Source organism: Syntrophales bacterium (genome assembly GCA_035363115.1).
GTDB lineage: Bacteria > Desulfobacterota > Syntrophia > Syntrophales > PHBD01 > PHBD01.
This window is the reverse complement of sequence record DAOSEM010000001.1, coordinates 699,559-724,066: the sequence shown is the minus strand read 5'-3', so window position 1 is coordinate 724,066 and position 24,508 is coordinate 699,559. Positions and strand designations below refer to the sequence as shown.

Sequence of the window (24,508 nt, the reverse complement as noted above, 5' to 3'; positions counted from 1 at the left end):
TGACGACGTTTCCGCCCCCTGCTTGCTTCAGGGGTGAAACGCCGATTCTACCGGTCCGCTCTTCCGCCTGCAGCCGTCATCACCGGATTTTCCGTCGCTGCCTCCCGGGCGGACAGACCGCGAATGACTTCGCGGATCCCCTCTTCGACGGTGGTGCGGATGCGCTCTTCTCTGCGAGCCTCCTGCCCCGTGAAGATGTGCAGGGAGATGATCCCATTGAGAAGACCCCATATGACGTCACGGTTCAGGCGGAGGTTCATCGTGGCTGGGAACTCCCCCCGTTCCACCCCGTACTGGAAGATTTTCTCAATGATGCTGACAGTCTTGTTGGTGGTTTTGACGATGTGGCGGTTCAGCTCTTCCGGAAGGTTCATGTGCTCCGTGTGAAGCATGAAGGTCATGAGAATCCGGAACAGCTCCTTGTCGCCCAGGAAAAAATTGATGTAGATTCGGGCCAGTTCGACGAGAAGATCGGACGCCGTTACTCCGGTACGGAACAGGTCGGCGATGCTCTTGTGGAACTTGTCGATGTCGCTCAGGAGGATCTGTGTGTAAATCTCCTCCTTGCTGTTGAAGTACAGGTAGATGGAACCTTTGCTGAGCTCGGCCTTGTGGGCGATGCTCTCAACCGTTACCGGCTTGAAACCTTTCTCAAAAAAGAGCTTCCGGGCCGCCTTGAGAATGGCCGCCCTCCGGTTTTCCTTCTCCCGCCTTCTTCGCTCTTCGAGCCCCACGCTGTTTCCCCGGAGATGAATGACCGCAAGTCCTGCCTGTGAATAACGGTCATTTACTGACCGATGGTCAGTTCGTGAACCGTCTACCCGATTGATCCGGTGCTGTCAAGCGAAAATGTTCGCGATTGCTTTTCCTCAAGGATTCCCTTATGAAAGGCGCAAGCAGCCGCCGGGCCTTCAACCTTGCCTAACCCCGGCTCGATGCAGGAGTGACCCTTTGAAAGCGGAAACGATACGGATCATTGACGTTTGGACGGGAAAAGGGATCTGCTTCATCCTCACAGCGCTGCGGCGTCTGCTGGACGCATTCAAGCCACGCGCCGCTTCCCCTTCGCCCGCAAGGAAAATCCTCTTCATCAAGCTCATCGAACAGGGGGCGACGGTCCTGGCCTACAGCGCCATCCGGCGGGCCATCGAACGGGCCGGCCGGGAAAACGTCTATTTCATGGTCTTCGAGGAGAACCGGGAGATCCTGTTTATCCTGGACCTCCTGCCGGAGGAGAACGTGCTCGTCATCCGGAACAGGGACTTCCCGACCTTCACGCGGGATATCCTGGCCGCCCTGATCCGGATCCGGAGGCTGGGGATCGACGCGACGGTAGATCTCGAGTTCTTTGCCCGTGCCTCGGCGATCATTTCGTTCCTGACGGGAGCGGAACGGCGGGTCGGCCTCCACCGCTTCACCAGCGAGGCCCCCTACCGGGGTGACCTGATGACCCACCGGGTGCAGTACAATCCTTACCTTCACACGGCAAAGGCCTATCTTCTCCTGGTGGACGCGCTGGAGAGGGAGTCGGGGGAGATCCCGCTGTCCAAGGTCCCCGAAGGAGACCTCGCGGTCACGGCCCCCTGTTTCCGGCCGACAGCAGAGGAAACCGGACGCCTGAAGAAGCGCCTCTCGGAAATGCCCCAAACGGCGGAAAGTGGCCCGCTGGTTCTCCTGAATCCCAACGCCGGCGATCTTCTTCCCCTGCGGAAATGGTCCCTGGAAAACTTTTTCGATCTCGGGCGGAAAATCCTGGAGGCAAGGCCGGATGCGAGACTGATCATAACCGGAGCCCCCTCGGAGGCGGCGGCGGCGGAGAATCTGTGCTCCCGGATCGGATCAAGCCGGGCCGTATCGCTGGCCGGAAAGACGACGCTCCGGGAACTCCTGGTCCTGTACACGCTCGCCGACGTCCTGGTGACCAACGACAGCGGCCCCGGCCATTTCGCCTCCATGACGGACATCGACAACGTGGTCCTCTTCGGACCGGAAACACCCCGTCTCTTCGGCGCCATCGGAGGGCGGCCCCATACGATCTACGCGAAGCTCGCCTGCAGCCCCTGTGTGAACGCCTTCAACCACCGCTTTTCCCCCTGCCTTGACGGCCGGTGCATGCAGGTCATCATGGTAGAGGAGGTCCTCCGGACGGTCCTCGCCTGCCTTGCAAAGAGGCACAACGCATCCGGAACCGCTTCCTGAAGGAGCGGAATACTTCCCCGTCTATTCATTTCCGTGCAGAAGGAATGAGGGTGATTACCGGCGGTGCGAGGGAGAGGCGCCTGGCGGCACGACCAGGGCCTGCTCCAGGTTTCGCCGGGCCTCCCGGTAATCCGGTTGAAGCCGCAATGCCTCCCGGAACAGGGGAACCGCCTCGGACGGGCGGTCCTGCGAGGCCACGGCGGCACCCAGGTTGTTCCAGTATTTCGCTACAGCGGGCCGAAGGACAACCACCTTCCGGAATTGTGCCTCCGCATCCTTGAGACGCCCCGCCCCCATCAGCGCAACGCCAAGGTCGTTTCTGGCCCGGGCATCTTCCCGCAGTGCCAGGGAGGCCTCCAGATGGCGGATTGCATCGATGGAGAGGCCCCGCTCGTGAAGGGCCAGCCCCAGGGCGTGGTGTGCCTTGTCGTTTCGCTCCGTCACCTCCAGGGTGTGCCGGAAGAGCGTCTCCGTGCTTTTCCAGTGGGAGGCCTGATACCAGGAAAGCAGGGCACAGGCGGCCAGGATGAGAATCCCGGCCGGAACGGCGATCCTCCGGCCTGCGCCGGGCCGTCCGGACCCGCCCGAAGCCCCCCAGGCCAGCATGATGGCGGGACCGACCAGGGGAATGTACATGAACCGGTCCGCCATGGCGATGTTCCCGATCTGGACGATCCCGCTCACGGGCACCAGGGTTCCCAGGTACCAGAGCCAGCCGACGCCCAACCAGGGACGGCGCCTCGCCAGGGCAAAGACGGCAATGCTGATCGCCGCCAGGACAACCCCGGAGAGGAGCACCTGTCCGGCCGGCCATTGGCCCGGATGCGGGTAGAAGGGAGCCAGGCCCGTCGGCAAGAAGAGGTGCCGGAGATAGGCGGTATAGGAGACCAGGGCATTGGCAATCCGGTCTGCCAGGGGATAGACGGCGTCCGGGCCGAGTGCCCCCGCCCGAAATTCGGCCTGGTAGGCCAGGATGGAAAATCCGGCGGAGATCGCCAAGAGCGGGACCTTTTCCAGAATCAGTCGCCCCCAGGAGACCCTGCTGAATTCCCTTCTGCCCACGATCCCCAGGGTGGCCTCATCGCGGCGGAGGGGCCAGGCATCGAGGAGCAGGAGGACGAACGGCAGCGTCACGATCATCGGCTTGGCCATCAGCCCGAGAAGGAATACGGCCAGGAGGAGTCCATACCGCCAGGGACCGGGACGGAGCGCGTACCAGGCATAGACCGCCAGGGCGGTCATCCAGAAAAAGCCGCAGAGGACGTCCTTCCGCTCGGCGACCCAGGCCACGGATTCGACGTGGAGCGGGTGAACGGCGAAGAGCCCCGCCACGAAGGCGCTCCGCCACGGGGCTCCGGTCATACGGCACAGCGCCAGGAACAGAATCACCGTGGACAGTCCGTGGAACAGGACATTCGTCCAGTGGAATCCGCCCGCCCAGTCTCCATGCAACTGGACATCCAGCATCAGGGAAAGCCAGGTCAGGGGGTGCCAGAATCCCGCATCAAGGGTTGAGAAGGCCCAGGCGACCGAGGGACCCGTCAGGCCGGAGCGGACATGGGCGTTTCCGGTCACGTAAACGTTGTCGTCGAAATGGATAAACCCAAAACCGCCGGTCTGGCCGAAAACGATCAGGACCAGGAGAAACAGCGACAGCGCCAGGGCGGTCTCGACTCCCCCGCCGAGCATCCCCGCACCCCGAAATCCGTCGCTATTCCGAAGCCGAATCCTCATGTCCCTCTTCCCGTCCGGGCCCTGCGGCGGCGGAGGACTCCCCTCCACACGCTCCAGAAGGCCAGGACCGTCCACGCCGTCACGGAAATCCACGCCCCCGCGAGAAACGAGCGCGGACTGTACCGGAGCGCAAAGGCATGCTCTCCCGGGGGCAGGGAAACCGCCATCAGCGTGTGGTCGGCCGGTACGATCCTGTACGGTGCCGCGGTGTGTTTCCCTAGCGGCTCGATCCGCCAGCCGGCGCTGTAATTCTCCGCGATGACCAGGATTGCCGGCCGGTCCGTTCTGGCCGTGACCACCCTGCGGCTGCTTCCGTCATCCCGGATGGAGCAATCCCCGGCAGGCGGGGGCGAACCCGCCGGGAAACCCGGAGGATCCTCCAGGATCGCGGTCCTCCGGGGATCGAAGGACGGCTCCGACAAGAGGGCCAGCGCCTCGTTTCGCGTCTTCGCCGCCTTCCAGTCCGCCAGCAGCCGGACCCTCGGGAGGCCGGTATCCATTTCCCGGACGGAAATCCCTTCCCCGGCCGGAAGCAGGATGAAGCGGAGCCCCAGGAGATCCCAGAGCGGATGGTACGTGTGCAGGGGCAGGTAGGTCGACGCCCGGTCGGGGTTCACACCCTGCGTGACGGCCATGAACTCGGCGTACCGTTTCAGGACCATCGGCCCGTACCCCCAGATGTCCCGGCTCCCCGTCGACATGGCCGAGTTGGGGTGCACCCGGTTGAGCACCCGGTAATCCCCGGTCCTGGATGCATAGAATTCCCGGAGCTGCGGGATGCGCGTCTCCCGGTAGTGAAACACGGGGCGGCTGATCCAGGCAAAGACGAATCCCTCCAGCGCGACCAGGACCAGGAGAAGACAGACGGCCCGGACATCCGTCCGGGCGATCCGGAGCAGGAGGGCCGTGACCAGCAGGACCATCGACGCCGCCAGGACGCTCCGGGCGGCGAAGCCCGCCGCCTGCGCCACGAATGCCGGGTCCCGATACAGCGCCGCCGGCAGGTAGGACTCCCCTGTCCCGGCAATCCCCAGGACCAGCCGCGTCCAGAACCCATCCGCCGTTCCGTTCGAAGAGGCATGGAACAGCCAGAGAGAGGAGGCCAGGAGACCAAAACCCGCCAGGCACACCAGCAGAATCCCGGCCCCGGGGAATGCCCGGCGGCGGATCAGGGCGTCCAGGCCGATTCCGGACAGGAGGGCCAGGAAGACCACCGCCTGGAATGCGAATTTCGAGGTCCCTCGAAAGGAGCTGAACCCGGGCAGCCACCCGTACAGGAGAGAAAACAGGGGGGTGTGCGCCCCGAGGGCCATGACGGCCATGATCAGCACCAGCGGCAGGGCATGCCGTTTTTGATCCTTCCCGCCGCAGACGGCCCCGTATACCGCCAGCACCAGCCCGGCGGCGCCGGTGAAGAGGCACATCTCCCAGAGGTAGCAGCGGCCCCAGTAAGGGATCGTGGTCATGTCCCCGAAGAAGAACGGGATCACCAGCGTCAACAGGTTTTCCGGGGGCAGGCTGAACATCGCTGCGAATTCGTAAGACACCCCGGCCGAACGGACGCTCTCCGCGCCTGCCGCCAGGCTGGGAAAGAGATGAAACGCGCTCAGGGCGACCGCTCCCGCCGGGATTCCGCACAGGGCGGCCATGGCCTTCCACCTCTTGCCCTCGGGAGCGAAACGGATATGGAGGGCAACGTACAGGGACATGGCCAGTGCCGTATAATAGACATACTGGTACTGGCACGTGAGGATCTGCAGGGCCGTAACGACCGCTCCGCCTGCCACCGCAGCGGGAGCCGGACGATCCAGAACGGCGTCCACCGCCAGGAAAAGCAGGGGAACCCACGCCATGGCGAAGAGATTACCCATATGCCCGGCAAAGATGTGAAGATAGAAAGAGCCGGAGAACATGAGCAGGACGCCGCTTGCCAGCGAGGCCAGGGGATGAAGCCCACGATAGGCCGCCCAGAGGTACATCGAGAAGCCGATCAGGAAGACATGCAGCGCGATCTGCACGTTGATGGCCTTGGCCAGCGGGAGTACCAGGCCGAGCAGGATGGAGGGATAAAGAGGTGTGGACAGGTTCGGCGTCCCCGAGAAGACATGGGGATTCCAGAGCGGCAGGTTTCCCCGGGCCAGCTCGCGCAACTGGTATTCCAGCCCCGACATCTCCCCGGAATACAGGTCCAGGTACTTCGCCGAGAGAATGACGTCGTCGCCCGTGAAGAGAACATCGGTAAACAGGGCAACGGTCAGGACCAGGAAGACGAACAGGGCATGGCGCCAGGTGAAGGCATCCCAAAGGCCGCCACGAATATCCGGTGTCTCTTTCACGTCAGAACCCACTCCCCCTTACCGGACGTTCCGGTCGGCGCCTGCCTCCGCCGTCACGCGCTCCAGATTCAACCGGGCATCCCGGTAATCGGGCCTGATATCCAGCGCCTTCCGGAAGAACCCGGCCGCTTCGCCGAAACGGCCGCTTTGAGCAGACAGGATCCCCTTGTTGTTGTATGCCTCCGCAAAACGCGGATGGATCTTCAGGGCCCTGTCATACCACAAGACCGCCTCATTCCGATCCCCTTTCTCTGCCAGCACGACTCCCAGGTTGAAGGCCGCTTCCGCGTAATCCGGTCTTATTTTCAGTGCCTCCCGCAGGGGTCCGACCGCCTCGGCGCCTTTGCCGGCCCGTGTCAGGGCGGCCCCCAGGTTGTTCTGCACCAGGGCGTTGTGCGGTTCCACCCGGGCGGCATGACGGAAGACGGAGACGGCGTCCCGCCAGACATCCACCTGGCTTCGGCTGACCACTGCCAGGATCGCCAGCAGAACGACAGCGGCGGCAACGAAGAGCATTCCGGCTCGCGGAGAAAACCGGGTTCGGATCAGGTCCGTCCCTCCCCAGGCCACCATCAGGAACAACCCGATGGAGGGGATGTAGGCATAGCGGTCCGCCATGGCATGGGAACCGATCTGTACGATCCCGATGACGGGAAGCAGGACGATCAGGAACCAGAACCAGCCCGTCGCGAGATAGGGACGATTGCGGAAAGCCTTCAGAACGGCCAGGGTAACGACCGCCAGGAAGACGGCGGATCCGGCGGTCGCCCACAGCGGCCAGCTTCCGGGATGGGCATAATGGATGGACAGGTCGGACGGCCAGAGCACGTGTCCCAGGTACCGCGCGTACGAAACGAGGGCGTTTCCGAGGCGGTCGGAAAGGGGAAACGCCTCCAAGGGCTTCAAGGCGCCTGTCTTGGCCTCGGCGAAGAAGGTGACGGCGACGACACCCGCGGCCATCGCCAGCAGGGGCATCTTCTCCAGCAGCGCCGCCTTCCAGGAAACGGGGCGAAAGCGCCGTCCCGCTTCCGGTGCGACATTTTGTTTCCCCCCTCCGGCTACCAGGCGCTTCAGCGGCCAGAAATCGAGGAGGAGGAGAACCAGAGGCAGGGTGACCACCATGGGTTTGGCCATCAACCCCAGGAAAAAGAACGCCGCCAAGGCTCCGTAGCGCATCAGGCCCGGCCGGAGGGCATACCAGCCGTAGATCCCCAGGGTGGCAACCCAGAAGAAGGCGCTCATTACGTCCTTGCGGGCCGCCACCCATGCCACCGGCTCCACCTGGATGGGATGGACGCCGAAGAGGGCCGCCGCAAAGGCACTCGGCCCGATCCTTCCGGTCAGACCGGAGAGAACGGAGAAAAGGAGGAGCGTTGTGAGGAGATGCAGCAGCAGGTTCGTCCCATGGTACCCGGCGGGATGAAAATGGAACAACTGGGCGTCCGCCATGAGGGACAGCCAGGTCAGGGGGTGCCAGAATCCCGCGTCGGTCGCCTTGAATGCCCAGCGGATCCCCTCGCCCGACAGCCCTCCCATGACATGCGGGTTGTCCGTGACATAGACATGGTCGTCGTAGTGGATGAACCCGTTCCGGAGAACGCCGTGAAAGGACAGCAGGACCAGCGCCGCCAGTGCGAGGAAGACCAGGGCCCTCCCGTGCGGGAACGGGGAAGAAGCCCTCATTTCTCCCTCAGCCGGTTCCATTGTTCGCGCGCCCGATCGTGGCTGGGATCGATCCGGAGGGCATCGCCGAATGCCCGTCCCGCCTCATCCCGCCGCCCCAGCTCCAGGAGGGCCATCCCAAGGCCGCTGTAGGTTTCCGCCTTTTTGTGTCCCAACCGAAGGGCCGTGCGGTATTCGGAGGCGGCCTCCTCGTAGGAGCCCATCCGGTAGAGCGCGCTGGCCAGGTTGCTGTGATAACCGCCATCGGAAGGAAAGCGGCGAATCGCCTCCCGGAAGTATTTCTCGGCCTCCCGGTATTCGCCTTTGTGAAACAGCGCACTCCCCAGGTTGCTGTAGACGAGGGAATACTCCGGGTTGATCGCCAGGGACGCCCGGAAATGGGACAGCGCCTTATCCATGTTTCCCTCGTGATACCAGGCCAGGCCGAGATTGTTCTCAGCGATGTAGTTTCCCTTTGTCACCTTCAGGGCATGCCCGAACAGGGTGAAGCTGTTCCGCCAGTGCCCAAGCTGCATCCAGGAACCGGCGGCCAGGGCGGTGAGCAGGATCAGGGACGTCCCGAGCAGGAAGGGCTTCCGGACGTTCCATGCCGCCGCCGTGTCCGCGACGCCCCAGACGATCGCCAGGTACAGGCCGATCATCGGCAGATAGGTGTAGCGGTCCGCCAGGGCATGGGGGCCCACCTGGATCAGCCCGATCATCGGCACCAGCGCTCCCAGATACCACAGCCACCCCACCGGGAGATAGGGGAAACGTCGGCCCTTGAGGGCGACAAAAGTACTGACCGCAACCAGGACGGCCAGGGAAAGAAGGAGCGGGCCTGCGGAAATCGTCACCGGATGGGGATAGAAAAAGGCGAGGTTCACGGGCCAGACCATCTTTCCCAGGTAGACGGCGTACGAGACCACGGCATTGGTGATCCGGGCCGTCATGGGAACGGCATCCAGGGAGGACAGGGCCCCGATTTTCTGCTCCGTGAAGATGACGAGGACCGAGGCCGCCGCCGCGAGAACGAGCAGGGGCAGTTTTTCCAGGAGTGCCCGGGAAAGACGGACTTCCGGGAACCCCTTCTCCGCTTCCGCCAGGGGGTCGGCCGGCCGGAATAACCGCAGGCGCCGGAGGGGCCAGACGTCCAGGAGGAGCATCACGCACGGCAGGGTCACGATCATCGGCTTGGCCATCAGCCCCAGGGAATAGATCGCCAGGACCGGGAGGTAGAGAGACGCGCGGGGCCGTTTCGCATAGAAAGCGTAAGCCAGCAGGGCGGCCATGGCAAAGAACATGGAGAGGACGTCCTTGCGCTGCGCCACCCAGGCCACCGGCTCCACATTGAGGGGATGAAGGCCGAACAGCGCTGCCACGACGGCGCTCCGCCCCGGGGCACCGGTAGCCTTGAACAGAAAGAGGAACAGGAGCAGGGTGCTTCCCAGGTGGAGGAGGGCATTCGTCCGGTGGTATCCCCCGGCCCAGAGCCCGTAGAATTGGGCATCCGTCATCAGGGACAGCCAGGTCAGGGGGTGCCAGAAACCGGCTTCGTCGTTCCGGAAGGCCCACTGGACGCCTTCCCAGGATAACCCCTCCAGAACCCGCTGATTTTCGGCCACATAGACCGTGTCGTCGTAGCGGATGAGCTTGAAGGTCTGCACCTGGCTGTAGACGGCCACCAGGGCCAGTGTCAGGATGACGCAAAGAAGGACTGGAAGCGATTGCCGGGTCGATAGCCGCATGACGGGGACGTCCGGGAGCAGGAAAAAAAAAGGGGTAAGACGAATGCCCTACCCCTTTTCCATAAACATGGATGCTACATCACGGTGAAATCGCGCCGTCGGAGCCGACCGAGTAGGTCCTGCCGCCGCTGGCATGAACGGACGTGAGGCTCAGGCCGGACTGGGTCCCGGCAACGACCGTGGTGGTAACGAGGTTCGTGGACTTGAAGCCGTAGGACTGCAGGGCCGTGATGTCGGCGGTGGCGGCCGGCGAGTCGGAGAACAGGGCCTGGGCGGCCGTGTAGGCATTCTTCGCATCCGCTTTGGCCGACGCCTCATAACCCCTGGTCCTGTAGGCGGTGAACTGCGGGATGGCGATGGCTGCCAGGATGCCGATGATCGCGATGACGATCATGAGCTCGATCAGGGTGAAACCTTTCTGATTCTTCTTGCGAAACGCTTTCAGCATATCATTTCTCCTTTTCTTGAATTTGTTTGTTTCATGCTTGATGCCGAATGGAATGACTGCGGATCGACTCCCCTACCACCTCCTTTTCATTGCTGCTGTCTCTGTATTGTTCATTTTGAAGACCGCATATGGCTATGCAATCGGCATACCAAGAGAATGTGCCATCCACATATCGGCGCAATGCTCAAGAAATGCACTGTTCTCTCCCCGACAGCCTCTTCCCCGTCCAAGGGAGCATTCGCGGATCGGGGGAAATTACCCGCCTTTTTTCCGGGTCACCGGGGAAATTCACCGGATCTTCCTCCATGCGGGGAAACCATCTCCCCTCCGGAGGCATGGGCAACGGTCCGGAAGCATGCCGGTTCATGCACCGATGTTGCAGATATCACCAAACTTTTCCTTTACAAGAAAATTCCATCTACGGTAATGATCCCGAACATCCCTCCGGAACCACGCGTTCACGAAGGGCCGCGCCCCGGGATCACGGAGGGATGCCGTTCCGGGAAGGACCGATCATGTACGAAGTGACCATCACCCGTTCGTTCTCCGCCGCTCACACGCTGCGGGATATCGGGGGCAAGTGTGAATCCCTTCACGGACACAACTTCCGTGTGGACGTTACCGTGGCAGGAGAATCGCTGGACGGTGAAGGCCTGCTCATCGACTTCCGGCTGCTCAAACAATGGACGGACGAGACGCTGGAGACGCTGGACCACAGGCATCTCAACGAAATGGATTTTTTTGCGGGGATCAACCCCTCGTCGGAGAACCTGGCAAGATGGATTCATGCCCGCCTCGCGGACAAGATCGATTCGGATCGGGTCCGGGTTTCACGGGTGGCCGTCTGGGAGTCGGAAGACGCCCGGGCCGTCTATGAGAGAGGGACAGACCGGCGGCACTCATGATTGACGTACAAAGCCAGCATGATCACCGGAAGATCGACATCCGGAAGGTGGGGGTCAAGGGCATCAAGTATCCCGTCATCGTCCTCGACAAAGCCCAGGGCACCCAGCCCGTGAACGCCACCATCAGCATGTACGTCAACCTTCCGCACCACTTCAAGGGGACCCACATGAGCCGCTTCGTGGAAATCCTCAACGAGTTTCGCGGGCAGGTCAACATCCGGACGCTGCACGTCATCCTGGAGAAGGTGCGGGAGAAACTGCGGGCGGAATCGGCCCACATGGAGATTTCCTTTCCCTACTTCATCGAGAAAGAGGCTCCCGTGACCGGGGCGAAGAGCCTGATGGAATACAACTGCACGTTTTGCGGGCAGAACAGCGGCGGCCGCTCGGATTTCCTGGTCTCCGTCGTGGTGCCCGTGAACACCGTCTGTCCGTGTTCGAAGGAGATCAGCAATAGGGGCGCCCACAACCAGAGGAGCATGGTAACGGTCAAGGTGCGGTTTCGGAAATTCTTCTGGATCGAAGATCTGATCCGGCTCGTGGAGGAATCAGGAAGCGGCGAGGTGTACTCCCTCCTGAAACGGCCCGACGAGAAATTCGTGACCGAGAAGGCCTACGAAAATCCCATGTTCGTGGAGGATGTGGTCCGCAACGTGGCCACACAGCTCAACAGAAACGAAAACTTCCCCTGGTACAGCGTGGAAGCGGAAAATTTCGAGAGCATTCACAACCACAGCGCCTATGCATACCTGGAGAAGGACTCCTGAAGACAGGACATCCGGGCGCTGACCGGAAGGGAGCCCCATGGAAACGCCCAATCCATTCTTCAATCTGTACCGGCACGGTTTTCTCCGCGCGGCGGTCTGCATCCCGGAAGTCCGGGTCGCCGATCCGTCCTTCAATGCGGAGAAAACCATCGAAATGGCCCGCCGGGCCCATGAGGGACAGGCCGTCCTGGCCCTGTTTCCCGAGTTGGGCCTGACGGCATACTCCAATGAGGACCTCTTTCACCAGGATGCCCTCCTCGAGAGCGCCCTAGCCGGACTTCAGAGAGTGCTGGACGAGACGGCGACCCTCAACCCTGTTCTCGTCGTCGGCATGCCCCTCCGGGTGGACTGCCGCCTGTTCAACTGCGGGATCGTGATCCAGCGAGGCCGTATCCTGGGCGTCGCCGTCAAATCCTATCTTCCGAACTACCGGGAGTTTTACGAAGCACGGCAGTTCGCCCCCGCGGAAACCGCCTTTTCACGGAACGTGGATCTTTGCGGGCAGGAGGGGATTCCCTTCGGGGCCGATCTCCTGTTCCGGGCCGTGAACGCACCGAACGTTCAACTCTTCATGGAACTCTGTGAGGACGTCTGGGTTCCCGTTCCTCCCTCCAGCTATGCGGCCATGGCCGGCGCAACAATCATCTGCAATCTCTCCGCCTCGAACATCACCATCGGCAAGGCCGAGTACCGCCAGAGCCTCGCCGCCAACCAGTCCGCCCGCTGCATCGCCGCCTATCTCTATGCCGCGGCGGGCCCGGGGGAGTCGACAACCGATCTGGCCTGGGACGGTCATGCCATGATTCACGAGAACGGGAACCTGCTCGCGGAATCGGAGCGGTTTGCGAGGAATCCCCAGATCATCTTCGCGGACCTGGACATGGACCGCCTGGTCCAGGACCGGATGCGCATGACGACGTTCGGCCAGAACGCCAGGGCCAACCGGGATCGAATCGAACAGTTTCGCACCATCCCTTTCCGCCTGGAGGCACCGGACGGGAGGATCCTCCTGGAACGAGACTACGCCCGCTATCCATATATTCCCGCGGACCCGGGCAAGCGGGACCAGAGATGCTACGAGGCATACAACATTCAGGTCCAGGGACTGGCGAAGCGACTCAAGGCCTCGGGCATCCGGAACGTCGTCATCGGGATTTCCGGCGGGCTCGATTCCACCCATGCCCTCATCGTGGCCGCCAGGACGATGGACCTGCTGGACCTGCCGCGCACGAACATCAAGGCGTACACGATGCCCGGCTTCGCCACCACCGGCAGGACGCACCGGAACGCCCTCAAACTGATGGAATCGCTCGGAGTCGAGGCCAACGAGATCGACATCCGCCCCAGCTGCCTTCAGATGCTGCGGGACATCGGTCACCCCTATACAGAGGGGGAAAAAGTCTACGACGTGACCTTCGAGAACATCCAGGCAGGGGAACGGACCTCCCATCTCTTCCGCCTGGCCAACATGCGGGCGGCCATTGTCGTGGGGACGGGGGATCTGAGCGAACTGGCCCTCGGCTGGTGCACCTACGGCGTGGGCGATCACATGTCCCACTACAACGTGAATGCAAGCGTGCCCAAGACGCTGATCCAGTACCTGATCCGCTGGGTGGCCCAATCCGGACAGTTCGCCGTGGAGACAAGCGGCATTCTGCTGGACATCCTGAACACGGAAATCAGCCCGGAGCTTGTACCGGGCGAAGAAAACGGAGGCCCCGCACAGAAGACCGAGGATTTTGTAGGCCCCTACGAACTGCAGGACTTCAATAACTTCTACACAACCCGTTACGGTTACCTGCCGTCGAAGGTGGCCTTCATGGCCTACTGTACGTGGCGGGATACAGACCGGGGACTCTGGCCCGATGTGCCGCCGGAGAAGCGGCGGAGCTATTCCATCGGGGAGATCAGGAAATGGCTGACCATCTACCTGGAGCGCTTCTTCAAGACCAGCCAGTTCAAGCGATCCTGCATCCCCAACAGCCCCAAGGTCGGATCCGGCGGATCCCTGTCCCCCCGGGGGGATTACCGCGCCCCAAGTGACAGCGAGGCCTCGGCCTGGCTGGAAAATGTCCGGTGCATACCGGACGAAGAATGAACATCCGGAGGACACGCGGAATCCATGGCCGGTGAGCAGTTTCGGGATTTTGACGCGACGCGGCTTTTCTGCCCCGTCTGCCGCAGGGCCGTACCTGTCAGGAAGAGGCTCCTCCTGGTCCTGACGGAAGGCGAAAAATACGATTATACCTGCGCCGTCTGCGGCACGTCCGTAGGGGATAAAACCGTCACCCGGGCCGAGGGCAGCCGGATTCTCATACGATAAGGGGCGCCTTCCCTGACGGATGGGAAACGGCCCGTGCCTAGGACCCGCCCAGATCCGTTCCGCTCCGGACGGAACAAGGATCGTTCCGTCCCGATTCCATCGGACAAAAGGCCGTGACGGTCTGCACCGCCACGGCCTTTTCCTGTTCTCTTCCTGCCTGAGGAAATCCTTTATCCCTTACCTGCCGATGACATAACGGTAGGGATCGATGACATCCCGGAGGATGTGGAGCTCTTCCGCCGTCGGGGGCGGATTGTCGACGATCTTGGCAGCCTTCAGAAGCTCAAACCCGCAGTTGTCCTGCACGTCCTTCTCGGAATAGCCGGGATTGACTGCAATGATGCGCATCCGTTTGGACTCAGGCTCGAAATCCATGACCGCCATGTTCGTAATGATCTTGTAGGGACCGGCTCCCAGGGGGAGACCCGACTTCGCTCGGGAATCGCCGCCTTCCAGCCACCCGGGGGTGGTGATGAAGGAGCACTTCTCGGCAAACCGCTTGGGATCCTGCGGGGTCATGACCATCATCCGCCAGCAGAAGGAGGCGAAATCGTTGGCGCCGCCGCTCCCGGGAAAGCGGACCTTCGGCTTCTGGTGGTCCGGCCCGATGCGGGTGGAGTTGAGGTTGCCGTACATGTCGATCTGGGCGCCGCCCAGGAATGTGTAGTCCAGCATTCCACGGCAGGCCGCTTCCATGATCTCGCACATGCCGCTCGCCATGAGGGCCTTCCAGGTAGTCCGGGAATCGCCCACGGAGATGGGCATCTCGGGAATCAGGGGAGCCGCTCCGCCCGCCTCGAACAGAATGGTCAGGTTGGGGGATCCCGTCTTCTGGGACAGCATCGCCGCCGCACAGGGGGCACCCGTACCGACGCCGACCGAAGCACCGTCTTCCAGCTCCCGGGCGGCGGTGCAGATCATCAATTCCATGGTATTATAGTCAGCCATTTGCTCTGTCTCCTCCTTTCCCTAAGCCCTTGCGCCGATGAACATGAATTCTTTCTGGCGCAGCATCTGCATCTTCCGGATACCACCGTTCCGGTCGATGTAGTCGAAGTGATCCTTGCAACTGTAGATGTTCTTGTCGAGGAACTTCTTGAATTCCTCCGGATCCTGTTCGACCTTCATCCACTCCCGCAGATGCTCTTCGTCGGAGAAGTATTCGCCGTACATGTTCCCGGGGTAGCTGCCGAACGGAACCTCGCAGACCGCGTCGACACACCAGTAGGGAATCACCGTGTAACTCGGATCCCGGCGGATTTCATCGTTCGGGATCAGGCGCTCGCAGGTGATGATGAGCCGCTTGGCCGCCCTGGCCACGTCGAAGTCCGACACGGTGATGCCGCGGACGCGGCAGTTCCCGTAGATGTCGGCCTCATGAACATGAATGGCCGCCACATCGGGATAAATAGCCGGCTGGGCAATGTATTTCGTTCCCGTATAGGGACAGGCGATAACTTTCCCGCCGCTGAACTTGAAGGTGTCCGTTCCCATGACGTTGCGGGCCGGATAGAAGGAGACACCCGCCGCGGCCGCCTTGAACCGGACGGAAAGGGAATAGTTCGTCCACTCGCTCACATCCACCTTGCCGCTCTCCATGTACTTCCTGGCGTTGGGAGAGAGACCGCGGGCTTCGAGGCCTACGATGTAGGCCACGTCCAGCTTGTTGAACACCTCACCGGCACACAGAATCTGGAAATCATGGGTGGATGTGTGCCCGGCAAACCCCATGTTTTTCCGTCCCTGCCGAAGGAGTTCATGCGCCACCGCTGCGGGGATCCTGTTCGCTCCAAAACCGCCGAGAACAAGATAATCGCCGTCCTTCGTAAATTTCTCGACCGCGTCCTTCACGGTCATAACCTTGCTTTCCAGCTTGCGGTTTTTGGTGCGGAAAAACGCCCGCGCCTTGTCCGCATCCGGATCCGTGAAGATCTTTCCGCTTCCTTGTGCAATTACGTCCACTGAAGCCTACCTCCCTTTCTTGATTTTATTCGCTCGTACCGGACAACTCGCCCACCTTGGAGAAACGCGGAAGCCCGGACGCTTTGCGGCAATCCGAACGTTGATGCACATACTACAAGACGGTTCTCGAAGCAAGGAAATATGATCAATGATTATTCAGGAATGTTGACCGGTTGCGAAGGGAAAGCGAGTTTCGCCTATTCACTTTTTCGTTTTCTGGAGGGCCTGCTTCAGACGATCTCCGAGGACCCCGAAGGACCCGGAAGGCGATTGTCCTTCATCCCTGTAAACCAGGTCCACGTCGGTTCCGCCGGAATTTCCCTCCAGGTAGTCACCGAGAAGCCCGCGGCTGTGAGTGTCCTCATGGCAATAGATGCAGAGGTTTTCCCAGTTGCTCCCATCGGGTGGATTGTTGTGGTGATTTCCATCCCGGTGATGAACCGTCAACAAGTGACGGTTTGCCGGATCGAAGGAGCGGCCACACTTGGCACAGGTCAGTCCATGGATGGCCAGGGATCGCTCACGGTAGCCTTCATCCCTCGCCCCGGCTTCCCTTTTCAATTCCCGGACGATATCCTCCGGGGAACGGCCTGCAGGAACACCGCTTTTTGCAGCGCGGGTCCTGGTTCGACCCGCTCCCGGAGCATAGGTTACTTTAGCCATGATAGAAACGAGAACGGTAAGCCGGATGCCTTGTTTGCGTCTCGCCCCAGACTACGTGGATTCGCGGGTGGATCGGCCTTTGTCCGGATCGCGAAACACTTTCCAGAAAACCCGAAGCCCTCTGGCTACCCCTGCCATTGTCGACAGCGACCGAACAAGCGGGTGCTTCAAACGGCCGCGAAGAATCGATTCCACTTCGGACAACACACCCAGGATTCCCTGAAACCTCTGGATATAGAGGGAGACCGCTTCCACTTGCGCACTGACCGCCAGAGTAGAGCGGTTGATGCTCGCAGACGTCTCTTCGAGGTTCTGCAGGATCCCCGGCAGTCTCCGGTTCAGGATTTCCAGGGTCTCGGTTGCTCTTTTCACCGCTTTCCAGAGTTGCAGCAGGAAGGGAAGCGTGAAGAGGACCAGCAGGAGAAAAGCACCGCAAATGATGACCAGGCTGACTTCAAGCATGGTTTACGAAGCTCCGGATGCTCGATCCAATCAGGCGGTTTTTCCTTTTTCCTCCTTGAACGCATCAACACCGGCATCGATGGCCCTTTTCAGCCGTCCGGTATTCTCCTGGAGGCTCGCCTTTCCCTGCGCCGCCAGTTCCGAGGCCTTCTCCTCCATCTCGCCGGCCTTTTCCTTGGCGGCTTCCTCGATGGATTTCAGGCGGTTCACCGTGGCGTCATAAATCTTCTTACTCCGCTCAACGGCAGCCTCATACTCTTCCTTCGCCTTGGCCATCCATTCTTCCGATTTCCGGCCGATATCCTCCCTTGTTTCCCTGCCGCTCTTCGGGGCATAGAGAATCCCCAGTGCGGCGCCAATCAGACCACCGATCAGCAGTCCCGTCAACAAATCCGTCGCTCTGTTGGACATGACGCTCCCTCCTTCCTTGGCCAATATCCACAATCCAGACTCACTCCTCCAATATGAACAGGGTTGTATCTTTACCATAAAGAAAGGAAACAAGGAAGAAAAGACGTGAATACGGCAAAAAGCAGGAATGCTTGTTCATCTCAGCGAACAATAAAAACAAAACCGGGCATCCGCAGGGCGGATACCCGGTTTTTTATACAATCTTGTCTTGAGGTAACTACTTTGCCGGAGCTGCCGGGGCTGCCGGGGCTGCCGGAGCTGCGCCGGGGGCTGCGGGAGCCGCGCCGGGGGCTGCGGGAGCCGCACCAGGGGCCGGAGCCGGGGCCGGAGCCGGGGCCGGAGCCGGGGCTGCCTGCTTCACCTCTGCGGGTTTCGGCTCTTCTGCCTTCTTGCAGCCAACCACTGCGAAGGATAACGACACGCAGAATAGCAGGGAAAGAACGATAGCGAAGACCCTCTTCATCTACCTATTCACCTCCTTTCATGAGACTTTCGATCTTTCTGTGATCATTGACATCACAGGTCATTGGGCACGAACGATACGCTTTTTTTTTGCCTTGTCAAGTCAATTTTATCGGTATATACAGCCGAAACTGAAACGCGGGGCTCACTCCCCGAGGGGGGAACCAATGATCTTGGGCATCGATGTTGGGGGGACGCATACCGATGCAGTCCTGATCGAAAATCTGGCCGTCAAGCGCAAGACAAAAGTTCCGACCGACGAGAAAAACCTGCTGAATTCCCTCCTTGCGGTTACCACCGATCTGCTGAAAGAAGAACAGCCGGAAAAACTCGAACGTGTTGTTCTGAGCACAACCATCTCCACGAACGCCATCGTCCAGAAAAAAACGGATCCGGTCGGGATGATCCTCATCAGTGGTCCCGGTTTGCCGCCGTCCCTGCTGCCCGTACACCAGGACAGCACCCATATCCGTGGCTATTCGAACCACCGGGGTGTGGAAATGGCGGCCATCGACCCGGACGAAGTCACCAGGGCATCGAAGCGTTTTCTGGAAGCAGGGATCAAACACATTGGCGTGGTCGGCAAGTTCTGCACCCGGAATCCGAAACAGGAAGGTGCCGTCCGGGATCTTCTGGATGGAGCCTTCGAGCACATATCCTTGGGGCACCGCCTGTCCGGTCATCTGAATTTCCCCCGCCGGATTGCCACAACCTATCTCAACGAGTCGATCTGGAGACGATACAACTCCTTCATTTCCCAGATCCAGGGCTTCGTGCGCGACCAGGGAATCACCGTCCCAATCTACATCCTCAAGGCGGACGGAGGGACCTTCGACATCGAGCATTCGCGCGAGTTCCCCGTTCAGACCATTCTCTCCGGCCCGGCGGCCAGCATCATGGGCATCCTCAGCATGGCCCGCTGCCGTCGGGACGCCGTCGCCCTGGACATGGGCGGGACGACGACCGACATCGCCCTCTTCGCCGACGGTGTGCCTCTGTTGGAGCCTTTCGGCGTTACCATCGAAGGCCACAAGAGCCTCATCCGGGGACTAAAGACAAAATCCATCGGGGTCGGGGGGGACAGCCGGGTCGTCGTCACAGATAAAAAGCTCCAGATCGGACCCGTTCGGGAAGGACCGGCATATGCCTGTGGAGGCCCCTGTCCAACGCCGACGGATGCCATGATTGTCCTCGGCCTTACCGCCATCGGAGATCCGTCGCTGGCCCGGAAAGCCATGGAGGGCGTGGGAAGGCAACTGGGCATCGGGAGCGAGGATGCAGCACGGGCCGTCCACGAGGAAACCTGCCGGATGGTCGCGGCAGCCGTGACGTCCATGATCGATGAAGTCAACAACAAGCCTGTGTATACGATCCATGAGATGCTGGAAGGCAAGAAACTGATTCCCGAGACCCTGTTCGTGGTCGGAGGCCCCGCCGGACCGATCGCTCCGCGTCTGTCGGAACTCCTGGGCTACCCCGTCCAGATCCCCGAGCATGCCGAAGTGGCCAATGCCATCGGTGCCGCGCTGGCCCGCACCACTGCCGAAATGACACTCCTCGCCGACACGGAGCAGCGGATCCTGACGATCGCGGAAGAAGGCTACCAGGAAAGCATTCCAGCCAATTTCAGCAAGATGGACGCCATCCGGATCGGGAAGGATCGCCTGCGTGAAAAGGTAACAGCCATGGGAGCGCGGGAAGAGGACCTGGAGATCGAAGTGATCGAAGACATGGAATTCAACATGGTCAAGCAGTTCTACACGACCGGGAAGAACATCCGCGTCAAGGTGCAGGTCAAGCCGGGATTGATTGCCGGCCTCGCCGCAGGGGGAAAGTCATGACGAAGAAACCGAGAAAAACGGGGCTCATCTTTTTCCCCGCCTTCGACTGGGCCATTTCCCCCACTCACCCGGAGCGCGAAGAACGGCTCCTCTATACGCAGGACCAGGTCTTCGAAGAGGGTCTCCTCGATTTCGAAAACATCATCGAGTTCAAACCGGGCCTGGCCACCGTCGAGGACATCAACCGGGCCCACATTTGCGTACCCGACGCCCGCTCCGTCATCACCGAATCCCACCTGATTTCCGCCGGCGGAGCCATCACCGCGGCCGACAAAGTCCTGCGGAAAGAAGTCGACAACGCCTTCGCCCTCGTTCGGCCGCCGGGCCATCACTCCATGCTGGTCGTGCACGGCGCCAGGGGGTTCTGCAACATCAACATCGAGGCCGTCATGGTGGAATACATCCGGAAGCATTACGGCATCCGGAAAATCGCCATTGTCGACACCGATTGTCACCACGGCGACGGGACCCAGGATATTTACTGGAACGACCCGGACACCCTCTGCATCTCCATCCACCAGGACGGCCGGACGCTGTACCCGGGTACGGGCTTCCCTGAGGATATGGGAGGACCGAACGCCCTCGGGTATACGATCAACATCCCCCTGCCGCCCCGGACGTCCGACGAGGGGTTTCTGTATACCCTGGAGAATGCAATCCTGCCGATCCTGGAAGATTTCAAGCCCGAACTGGTCATCAACTCCGCCGGCCAGGACAATCACTACAGCGATCCGATCACGAACATGCGCTTCAGCGCCCGTGGATACGCCCTTCTGAACGACCGGCTGTCTCCCGACATCGCCGTCCTGGAGGGCGGGTACTCCATCGAGAAGGCCCTGCCCTACGTGAATACGGGCATCATCCTGGCCATGGCCGGTCTCGATTACGACTCCGTCCGGGAACCGGACTACCATGCGGAATCCCTCCGCCAGTCGGACGAACTGACGCGGAAAATCGAACGGGACGTGATGGAGATCCGCCAGATCTGGAAAAACCGGCATTCCCTGAAGAAGAAGATGGTCGGGGATGCCCGGTACACCAGGCGGCGGAAGGGCATTTATTACGATACGGACGGCATCTCGGAGCACCAGGAGGAAACGGTCCGCATCTGCGAGGACTGCGGCGGTCTTGTCCTGATCGACTCCCAGGCCGATACGGGAAAACGGATCTATGCCGTCATCATCCCGCGTCACGCCTGTTCCGTCTGCCGCCGGGAGGGCGAAGATTTCTTCGGGAAGATTCCCGTCCAGCAGTATTCACACGTCTATCTCCAGGACCGGGACCGGGACAGCTTCCAGGTGAAATCAAGATAACCGCAATCGTGACAGAGGATCCCTGCAGGACCGGGAAGAAACCGGATCTCGATCCATCCCGGGAAGAAATAAACACCAGGCTATAAACCGGTCTACCGCACCCGGTGGAATTGCAACCAAGGAGAAAGGAGAGGAAGCGTGAGCGACGACGTCAACAAGAAGACCCAGGAGACGGCGACCAAGCTGTTCGGCAAGGGGATCAAGATGGATCCTCCGTACCTGATGTGGCGCCAGTACGACAAGGATCTGGCCAACGACTTATCCCGGTTCATCACGGGAAACCTGTACTCCAGGACGGTGCTGACCCTGCCGGAGCGGCAGATGGCGGCCTGCGCCATGCTGGCGGCCCTCCGGGCCACGGGCGAGTTGAAATTGCACGTCAACGCCGCCCTGAACGTGGGCTGCGACCCCCGGAAGCTGGCGGAGATTTTCTTCCAGGTGGCGACCTATGCCGGCATGCCCGCCGTCAACGAGGCACTCGAGGTCTACCGGGAAGTCCTGAAAGAGCGGGGAGAATGGCCGATTAAGTGATCCGGCGATATTGAAAAAACACGACACAGGAAAGGGGGGCGGATTTGAGATCCGTCCCCCTTTTCACATTTCAGAAACGAAGCAGATGGACATCTTTCAGGCTGCTGTAAACAAACCAACGCCTCAGGCTGTTCAAAAGCGTTCGGATGCAAGGCGCACGAAATGCCGGGCCATGAGGCGTACCCTTTGGTACGTCGAATGGTCCGGGATGAGTGCAACGAAGCAGACGAGTGCTTTTCAGCAGCCTGAAGATAGAAATCCCCCGAGTCCGTATCCAGACCGGGGGATCTCTATCTTGAATCCAGGGATATCGGCTACCCCAGAACGACCAGAACCTGATTGGTGTCGACCTTGTCCTTCTCCTCCACCTTGATCTCGGTGACCTTTCCATCCGCCGGGGCCACGATGGGGTTTTCCATCTTCATGGCCTCCAGGATGATCAGTTCTTCATCCGCTTTCACATCGTCACCGACACTCACCAGAATCTCCGCAATGGTCCCCGGCATCGGGGCCACAACTTCTACTGCCATGGGTTTACCTCCTCAACGAATTTGATAACGAACAATTTCTTATGGTGAGAGGGGGAACGCTCTCGCCCCCCCTCTCCCAGTGCAATACCGGTTACTTCTTCCAGAGAGGATCTGCAGGACCCCATTTCTCCGGAACAATCGCTTCCGCCGACCAGTCCGGAGGAACCCGCTGACCCGGCTTCTCACCAAGCTTATCGATGAGTTTCTTCAAGCCGGGACGGGCAAACTTCATATGACCCGCTTTCTGTGTACGGCCGTTGTAGATGGCTTCCGAGCGCAGTCTCTTGCCCATGCTCTTTTCCATCTTCTTGCCCAGCCAGAGGACGCGATCCACATCATAACCGTGCTCGATGCCAAGTTCATCGATCTGGACCAGGAGGTCCTCAAAGGTAATCAGACCGACGAAGCGCGGATCGTCGTAGTAGTACTCACCGGTGCCCCGAATGGGACAGTCGTCGAGGAAGTTGGCCGGCTGGCCGCCCAATCCGCCCAAGGTTCCTTCAAATCTCGTGAAACCAGCCTGCAGTGCCGCCAGAATCGACGAAGATGCGATTCGCTTCGTCTCGTGCAGGTGAAGCAGGTGGCCTTCCGGATTCGGCATGGCATCAAGAATCATGGAACAGTAACGATAGACGTCCGCCGCGTTGGCCGATCCGTCGTGATCCGCATGCTCGATGTCATGGGCGCCGATCTGGAACCAGCGCTTCGTGAATTCCACGGCATCCTCAAGCTTCGTGGCGCCGCTGATGGGGCTCCCCCAGATGGTACTCACGGTGCCGACCATCTTGATGCCGGCATCCCGGGCTTTCTGAATGCACCGCTCCGCCTCGCGCCAGTACACGGTAAGTGTGGTGCCGGAATTGGCGAAATGATGCTCCGGATCCGTGGAGACCATCATGAGGATCCGGTCGGGGCCGAATCCTTCCTTTTTCATCCGGATGGCAATGTCAACCGAGGGTTCCCGGATCGTAACGCATGTCAGGCAGACATCCTTGTCCAGGTCGATGCCCTGGCGGGAGGCCCGCTTCCGGAACTCATCGCTCCGCATGGCCTTCATGACCTCCGCTGCGTCCACGAACTGGGGCGTCGTGGCGGCGGCCAGGTTGGTCACTTCCAGCTCCCGGCAACCCGCCAGGATCATTTCCTGCCCGTAGAAGATCTTTGCCTTCGTGGAGATGAACCTCTCCTCGTGCTGGAAACCGTCACGGATCGTGATGTCCCCGATGGATACCTTCTTGGGCATCCGGGGGAATATCTTCCAATAATCGTACTCTGTCGCCATAAAAAACTACCCTCCTCCTCAGATTTGGTGGTTATTTGTTTGCGGGTTCCGACTGACCGGCGCCGTCCCCCCCTTGGCGGCAGCGGAGGAACGGAACGGCGCCGGCCATGGATTACTCGCCCTTGAAAACGGGTTTCCGCTTCTCCGCGAAGGCCGCCAGTGCTTCCAGCCTATCCTTCGTGGGAATGGTCACTTCGTAGGCCTTGGACTCCAGCGGCAGGGCTACGCCCAGGCTGGCTTCCATACCGTAGTTGATGGCGAATTTCGCTTGGGCAACCCCGATGGGACCGTTCTTCGCGATCTCCCGGGCCAGTTCCAGTGCGGCTTCCATCAGCTTGTCGGGCTCCACGACCTTGCTCACCAGCCCGATATCGAGGGCTGCCTGGGCACCAAACCGCCGGGCCGTGAAGATCAGCTCTTTCGCCTTTGCCATCCCGACGATTCGCGGAAGCCTCTGGGTGCCGCCGGCACCCGGAATGATCGCCAGGGACGTTTCCGTCAATCCCATCAGGACGTTGGACGATGCGATGCGGATGTCGCACGCCAGCGCCAGCTCGGTGCCGCCGCCAAAGGCAAAGCCGTTGATGGCGGCGATGACGGGGATTCGGACCTGTTCCACTGCCGTGAAGGTGTTGCGAATCGTAAAGATAAACCGTCGTACCTGGTCCTGGGTCAGGGTCCGTCGCTCTTTCAGATCGGCCCCCGTGGAAAAGGACCACTTTTTGGGATCGTCGCCGGCCTTGGAGCCGGTGATGATGATACAGCGCAGATCCAGATCGAAGTTGGCTTCGCGGATCGTGTCTGCCAGCACCGCCAGCAGATCGAAGTTGAAGCAATTCATGGCATCGGGCCGATTCAGCGTAAGAATCAGGATGCCATCTTCGGTTCTTTCTTTCAGCAGTACGTCCGACATGTTTTCCTCCTCCCTT

General features: G+C 60.7%; 21 protein-coding genes and 1 pseudogene. 8 read left to right on the top strand and 14 right to left on the bottom strand.

The window, feature by feature from the left end:
• Positions 1-47 precede the first annotated feature (47 nt).
• Positions 48-734: a TetR/AcrR family transcriptional regulator gene (locus tag PLO63_03225; GenBank protein ID HOI73139.1), complete on the bottom strand. Its 687-nt coding sequence runs from the start codon at positions 732-734 to the stop codon at positions 48-50.
• Positions 735-951: 217 nt separating this feature from the next.
• On the opposite strand from PLO63_03225, the gene PLO63_03220 reads away from it, so the two are divergent.
• Entirely contained in the window at positions 952-2,199 is a 1,248-nt protein-coding gene (locus PLO63_03220; GenBank protein HOI73138.1) for a glycosyltransferase family 9 protein, read from the top strand.
• 54 nt (positions 2,200-2,253) lie between these two features.
• Here the strand turns inward: PLO63_03220 and PLO63_03215 are convergent, their stop codons facing one another.
• The 5 genes and pseudogenes from PLO63_03215 to PLO63_03195 form a co-directional block, all read right to left on the bottom strand.
• Positions 2,254-3,933: a tetratricopeptide repeat protein gene (locus PLO63_03215; protein ID HOI73137.1), complete on the bottom strand. Its 1,680-nt coding sequence runs from the start codon at positions 3,931-3,933 to the stop codon at positions 2,254-2,256.
• Positions 3,930-6,269, bottom strand: coding sequence for a 6-pyruvoyl-tetrahydropterin synthase-related protein (locus PLO63_03210; protein ID HOI73136.1), 2,340 nt, complete (start codon positions 6,267-6,269; stop codon positions 3,930-3,932). The genes PLO63_03215 and PLO63_03210 overlap by 4 nt, the downstream gene beginning before the upstream one ends.
• Before the next feature lie 18 nt (positions 6,270-6,287).
• Positions 6,288-7,952, bottom strand: coding sequence for a tetratricopeptide repeat protein (locus tag PLO63_03205; GenBank protein ID HOI73135.1), 1,665 nt, complete (start codon positions 7,950-7,952; stop codon positions 6,288-6,290).
• The gene (locus PLO63_03200) at positions 7,949-9,679 is read right to left on the bottom strand and encodes a tetratricopeptide repeat protein (protein ID HOI73134.1); all 1,731 of its coding nucleotides are present in this window, start codon (positions 9,677-9,679) and stop codon (positions 7,949-7,951) included. Before PLO63_03200 ends, PLO63_03205 begins: the two co-directional genes overlap by 4 nt.
• 340 nt (positions 9,680-10,019) lie before the next feature.
• Positions 10,020-10,127 (bottom strand): annotated as a pseudogene (locus tag PLO63_03195) (prepilin-type N-terminal cleavage/methylation domain-containing protein).
• Between the two features lie 515 nt (positions 10,128-10,642).
• Between PLO63_03195 and queD the strand changes: the two are divergent.
• The 4 genes from queD to PLO63_03175 are packed head-to-tail and all read left to right on the top strand — an operon-like array spanning position 10,643 to position 14,122.
• Complete coding sequence (queD, locus tag PLO63_03190; GenBank protein ID HOI73133.1) at positions 10,643-11,032, top strand: 6-carboxytetrahydropterin synthase QueD; 390 nt, start codon at positions 10,643-10,645, stop codon at positions 11,030-11,032.
• Positions 11,029-11,799 (top strand): GTP cyclohydrolase FolE2, encoded by a 771-nt coding sequence (gene folE2 / locus PLO63_03185; protein HOI73132.1) that lies wholly within the window; start codon positions 11,029-11,031, stop codon positions 11,797-11,799. The genes queD and folE2 overlap by 4 nt, the downstream gene beginning before the upstream one ends.
• A gap of 37 nt (positions 11,800-11,836) precedes the next feature.
• A complete protein-coding gene (locus PLO63_03180; protein ID HOI73131.1) occupies positions 11,837-13,897 on the top strand; it encodes an NAD(+) synthase in 2,061 nt (686 codons plus the stop codon).
• A 24-nt stretch (positions 13,898-13,921) separates the two neighbouring features.
• The gene (locus PLO63_03175) at positions 13,922-14,122 is read left to right on the top strand and encodes a cytoplasmic protein (GenBank protein ID HOI73130.1); all 201 of its coding nucleotides are present in this window, start codon (positions 13,922-13,924) and stop codon (positions 14,120-14,122) included.
• A gap of 177 nt (positions 14,123-14,299) precedes the next feature.
• Here PLO63_03175 and PLO63_03170 read toward each other — a convergent pair whose 3' ends face one another.
• The 5 genes from PLO63_03170 to PLO63_03150 all read right to left on the bottom strand — a co-directional run bounded on the left by PLO63_03170 (position 14,300) and on the right by PLO63_03150 (position 17,620).
• Positions 14,300-15,070 (bottom strand): CoA-transferase, encoded by a 771-nt coding sequence (locus PLO63_03170; GenBank protein HOI73129.1) that lies wholly within the window; start codon positions 15,068-15,070, stop codon positions 14,300-14,302.
• Between the two features lie 21 nt (positions 15,071-15,091).
• Positions 15,092-16,084: a CoA-transferase gene (locus PLO63_03165; protein ID HOI73128.1), complete on the bottom strand. Its 993-nt coding sequence runs from the start codon at positions 16,082-16,084 to the stop codon at positions 15,092-15,094.
• Between the two features lie 201 nt (positions 16,085-16,285).
• Positions 16,286-16,645 carry a YajD family HNH nuclease gene (locus tag PLO63_03160; protein HOI73127.1) on the bottom strand — a complete coding sequence of 120 codons (360 nt, stop codon included), beginning with the start codon at positions 16,643-16,645 and terminating at the stop codon, positions 16,286-16,288.
• Positions 16,646-16,798: 153 nt separating this feature from the next.
• Positions 16,799-17,209, bottom strand: coding sequence for a DUF948 domain-containing protein (locus PLO63_03155; GenBank protein ID HOI73126.1), 411 nt, complete (start codon positions 17,207-17,209; stop codon positions 16,799-16,801).
• A 30-nt stretch (positions 17,210-17,239) separates the two neighbouring features.
• Positions 17,240-17,620, bottom strand: coding sequence for a YtxH domain-containing protein (locus tag PLO63_03150; GenBank protein ID HOI73125.1), 381 nt, complete (start codon positions 17,618-17,620; stop codon positions 17,240-17,242).
• Between the two features lie 629 nt (positions 17,621-18,249).
• On the opposite strand from PLO63_03150, the gene PLO63_03145 reads away from it, so the two are divergent.
• The 3 genes from PLO63_03145 (at position 18,250) to PLO63_03135 (ending at position 21,767) form a co-directional block, all read left to right on the top strand.
• A complete protein-coding gene (locus PLO63_03145) occupies positions 18,250-19,923 on the top strand; it encodes a hydantoinase/oxoprolinase family protein (GenBank protein ID HOI73124.1) in 1,674 nt (557 codons plus the stop codon).
• Complete coding sequence (locus PLO63_03140) at positions 19,920-21,236, top strand: histone deacetylase (protein HOI73123.1); 1,317 nt, start codon at positions 19,920-19,922, stop codon at positions 21,234-21,236. The genes PLO63_03145 and PLO63_03140 overlap by 4 nt, the downstream gene beginning before the upstream one ends.
• 138 nt (positions 21,237-21,374) lie before the next feature.
• Positions 21,375-21,767, top strand: coding sequence for a carboxymuconolactone decarboxylase family protein (locus tag PLO63_03135; GenBank protein HOI73122.1), 393 nt, complete (start codon positions 21,375-21,377; stop codon positions 21,765-21,767).
• A 314-nt stretch (positions 21,768-22,081) separates the two neighbouring features.
• Here PLO63_03135 and PLO63_03130 read toward each other — a convergent pair whose 3' ends face one another.
• From PLO63_03130 to PLO63_03120, 3 genes are all read right to left on the bottom strand, one after another.
• Positions 22,082-22,297 (bottom strand): hypothetical protein, encoded by a 216-nt coding sequence (locus PLO63_03130; protein HOI73121.1) that lies wholly within the window; start codon positions 22,295-22,297, stop codon positions 22,082-22,084.
• A 91-nt stretch (positions 22,298-22,388) separates the two neighbouring features.
• Positions 22,389-23,579 carry a hypothetical protein gene (locus PLO63_03125; protein ID HOI73120.1) on the bottom strand — a complete coding sequence of 397 codons (1,191 nt, stop codon included), beginning with the start codon at positions 23,577-23,579 and terminating at the stop codon, positions 22,389-22,391.
• Positions 23,580-23,691: 112 nt separating this feature from the next.
• The gene (locus PLO63_03120) at positions 23,692-24,492 is read right to left on the bottom strand and encodes an enoyl-CoA hydratase-related protein (GenBank protein ID HOI73119.1); all 801 of its coding nucleotides are present in this window, start codon (positions 24,490-24,492) and stop codon (positions 23,692-23,694) included.
• Positions 24,493-24,508: the final 16 nt, after the last annotated feature.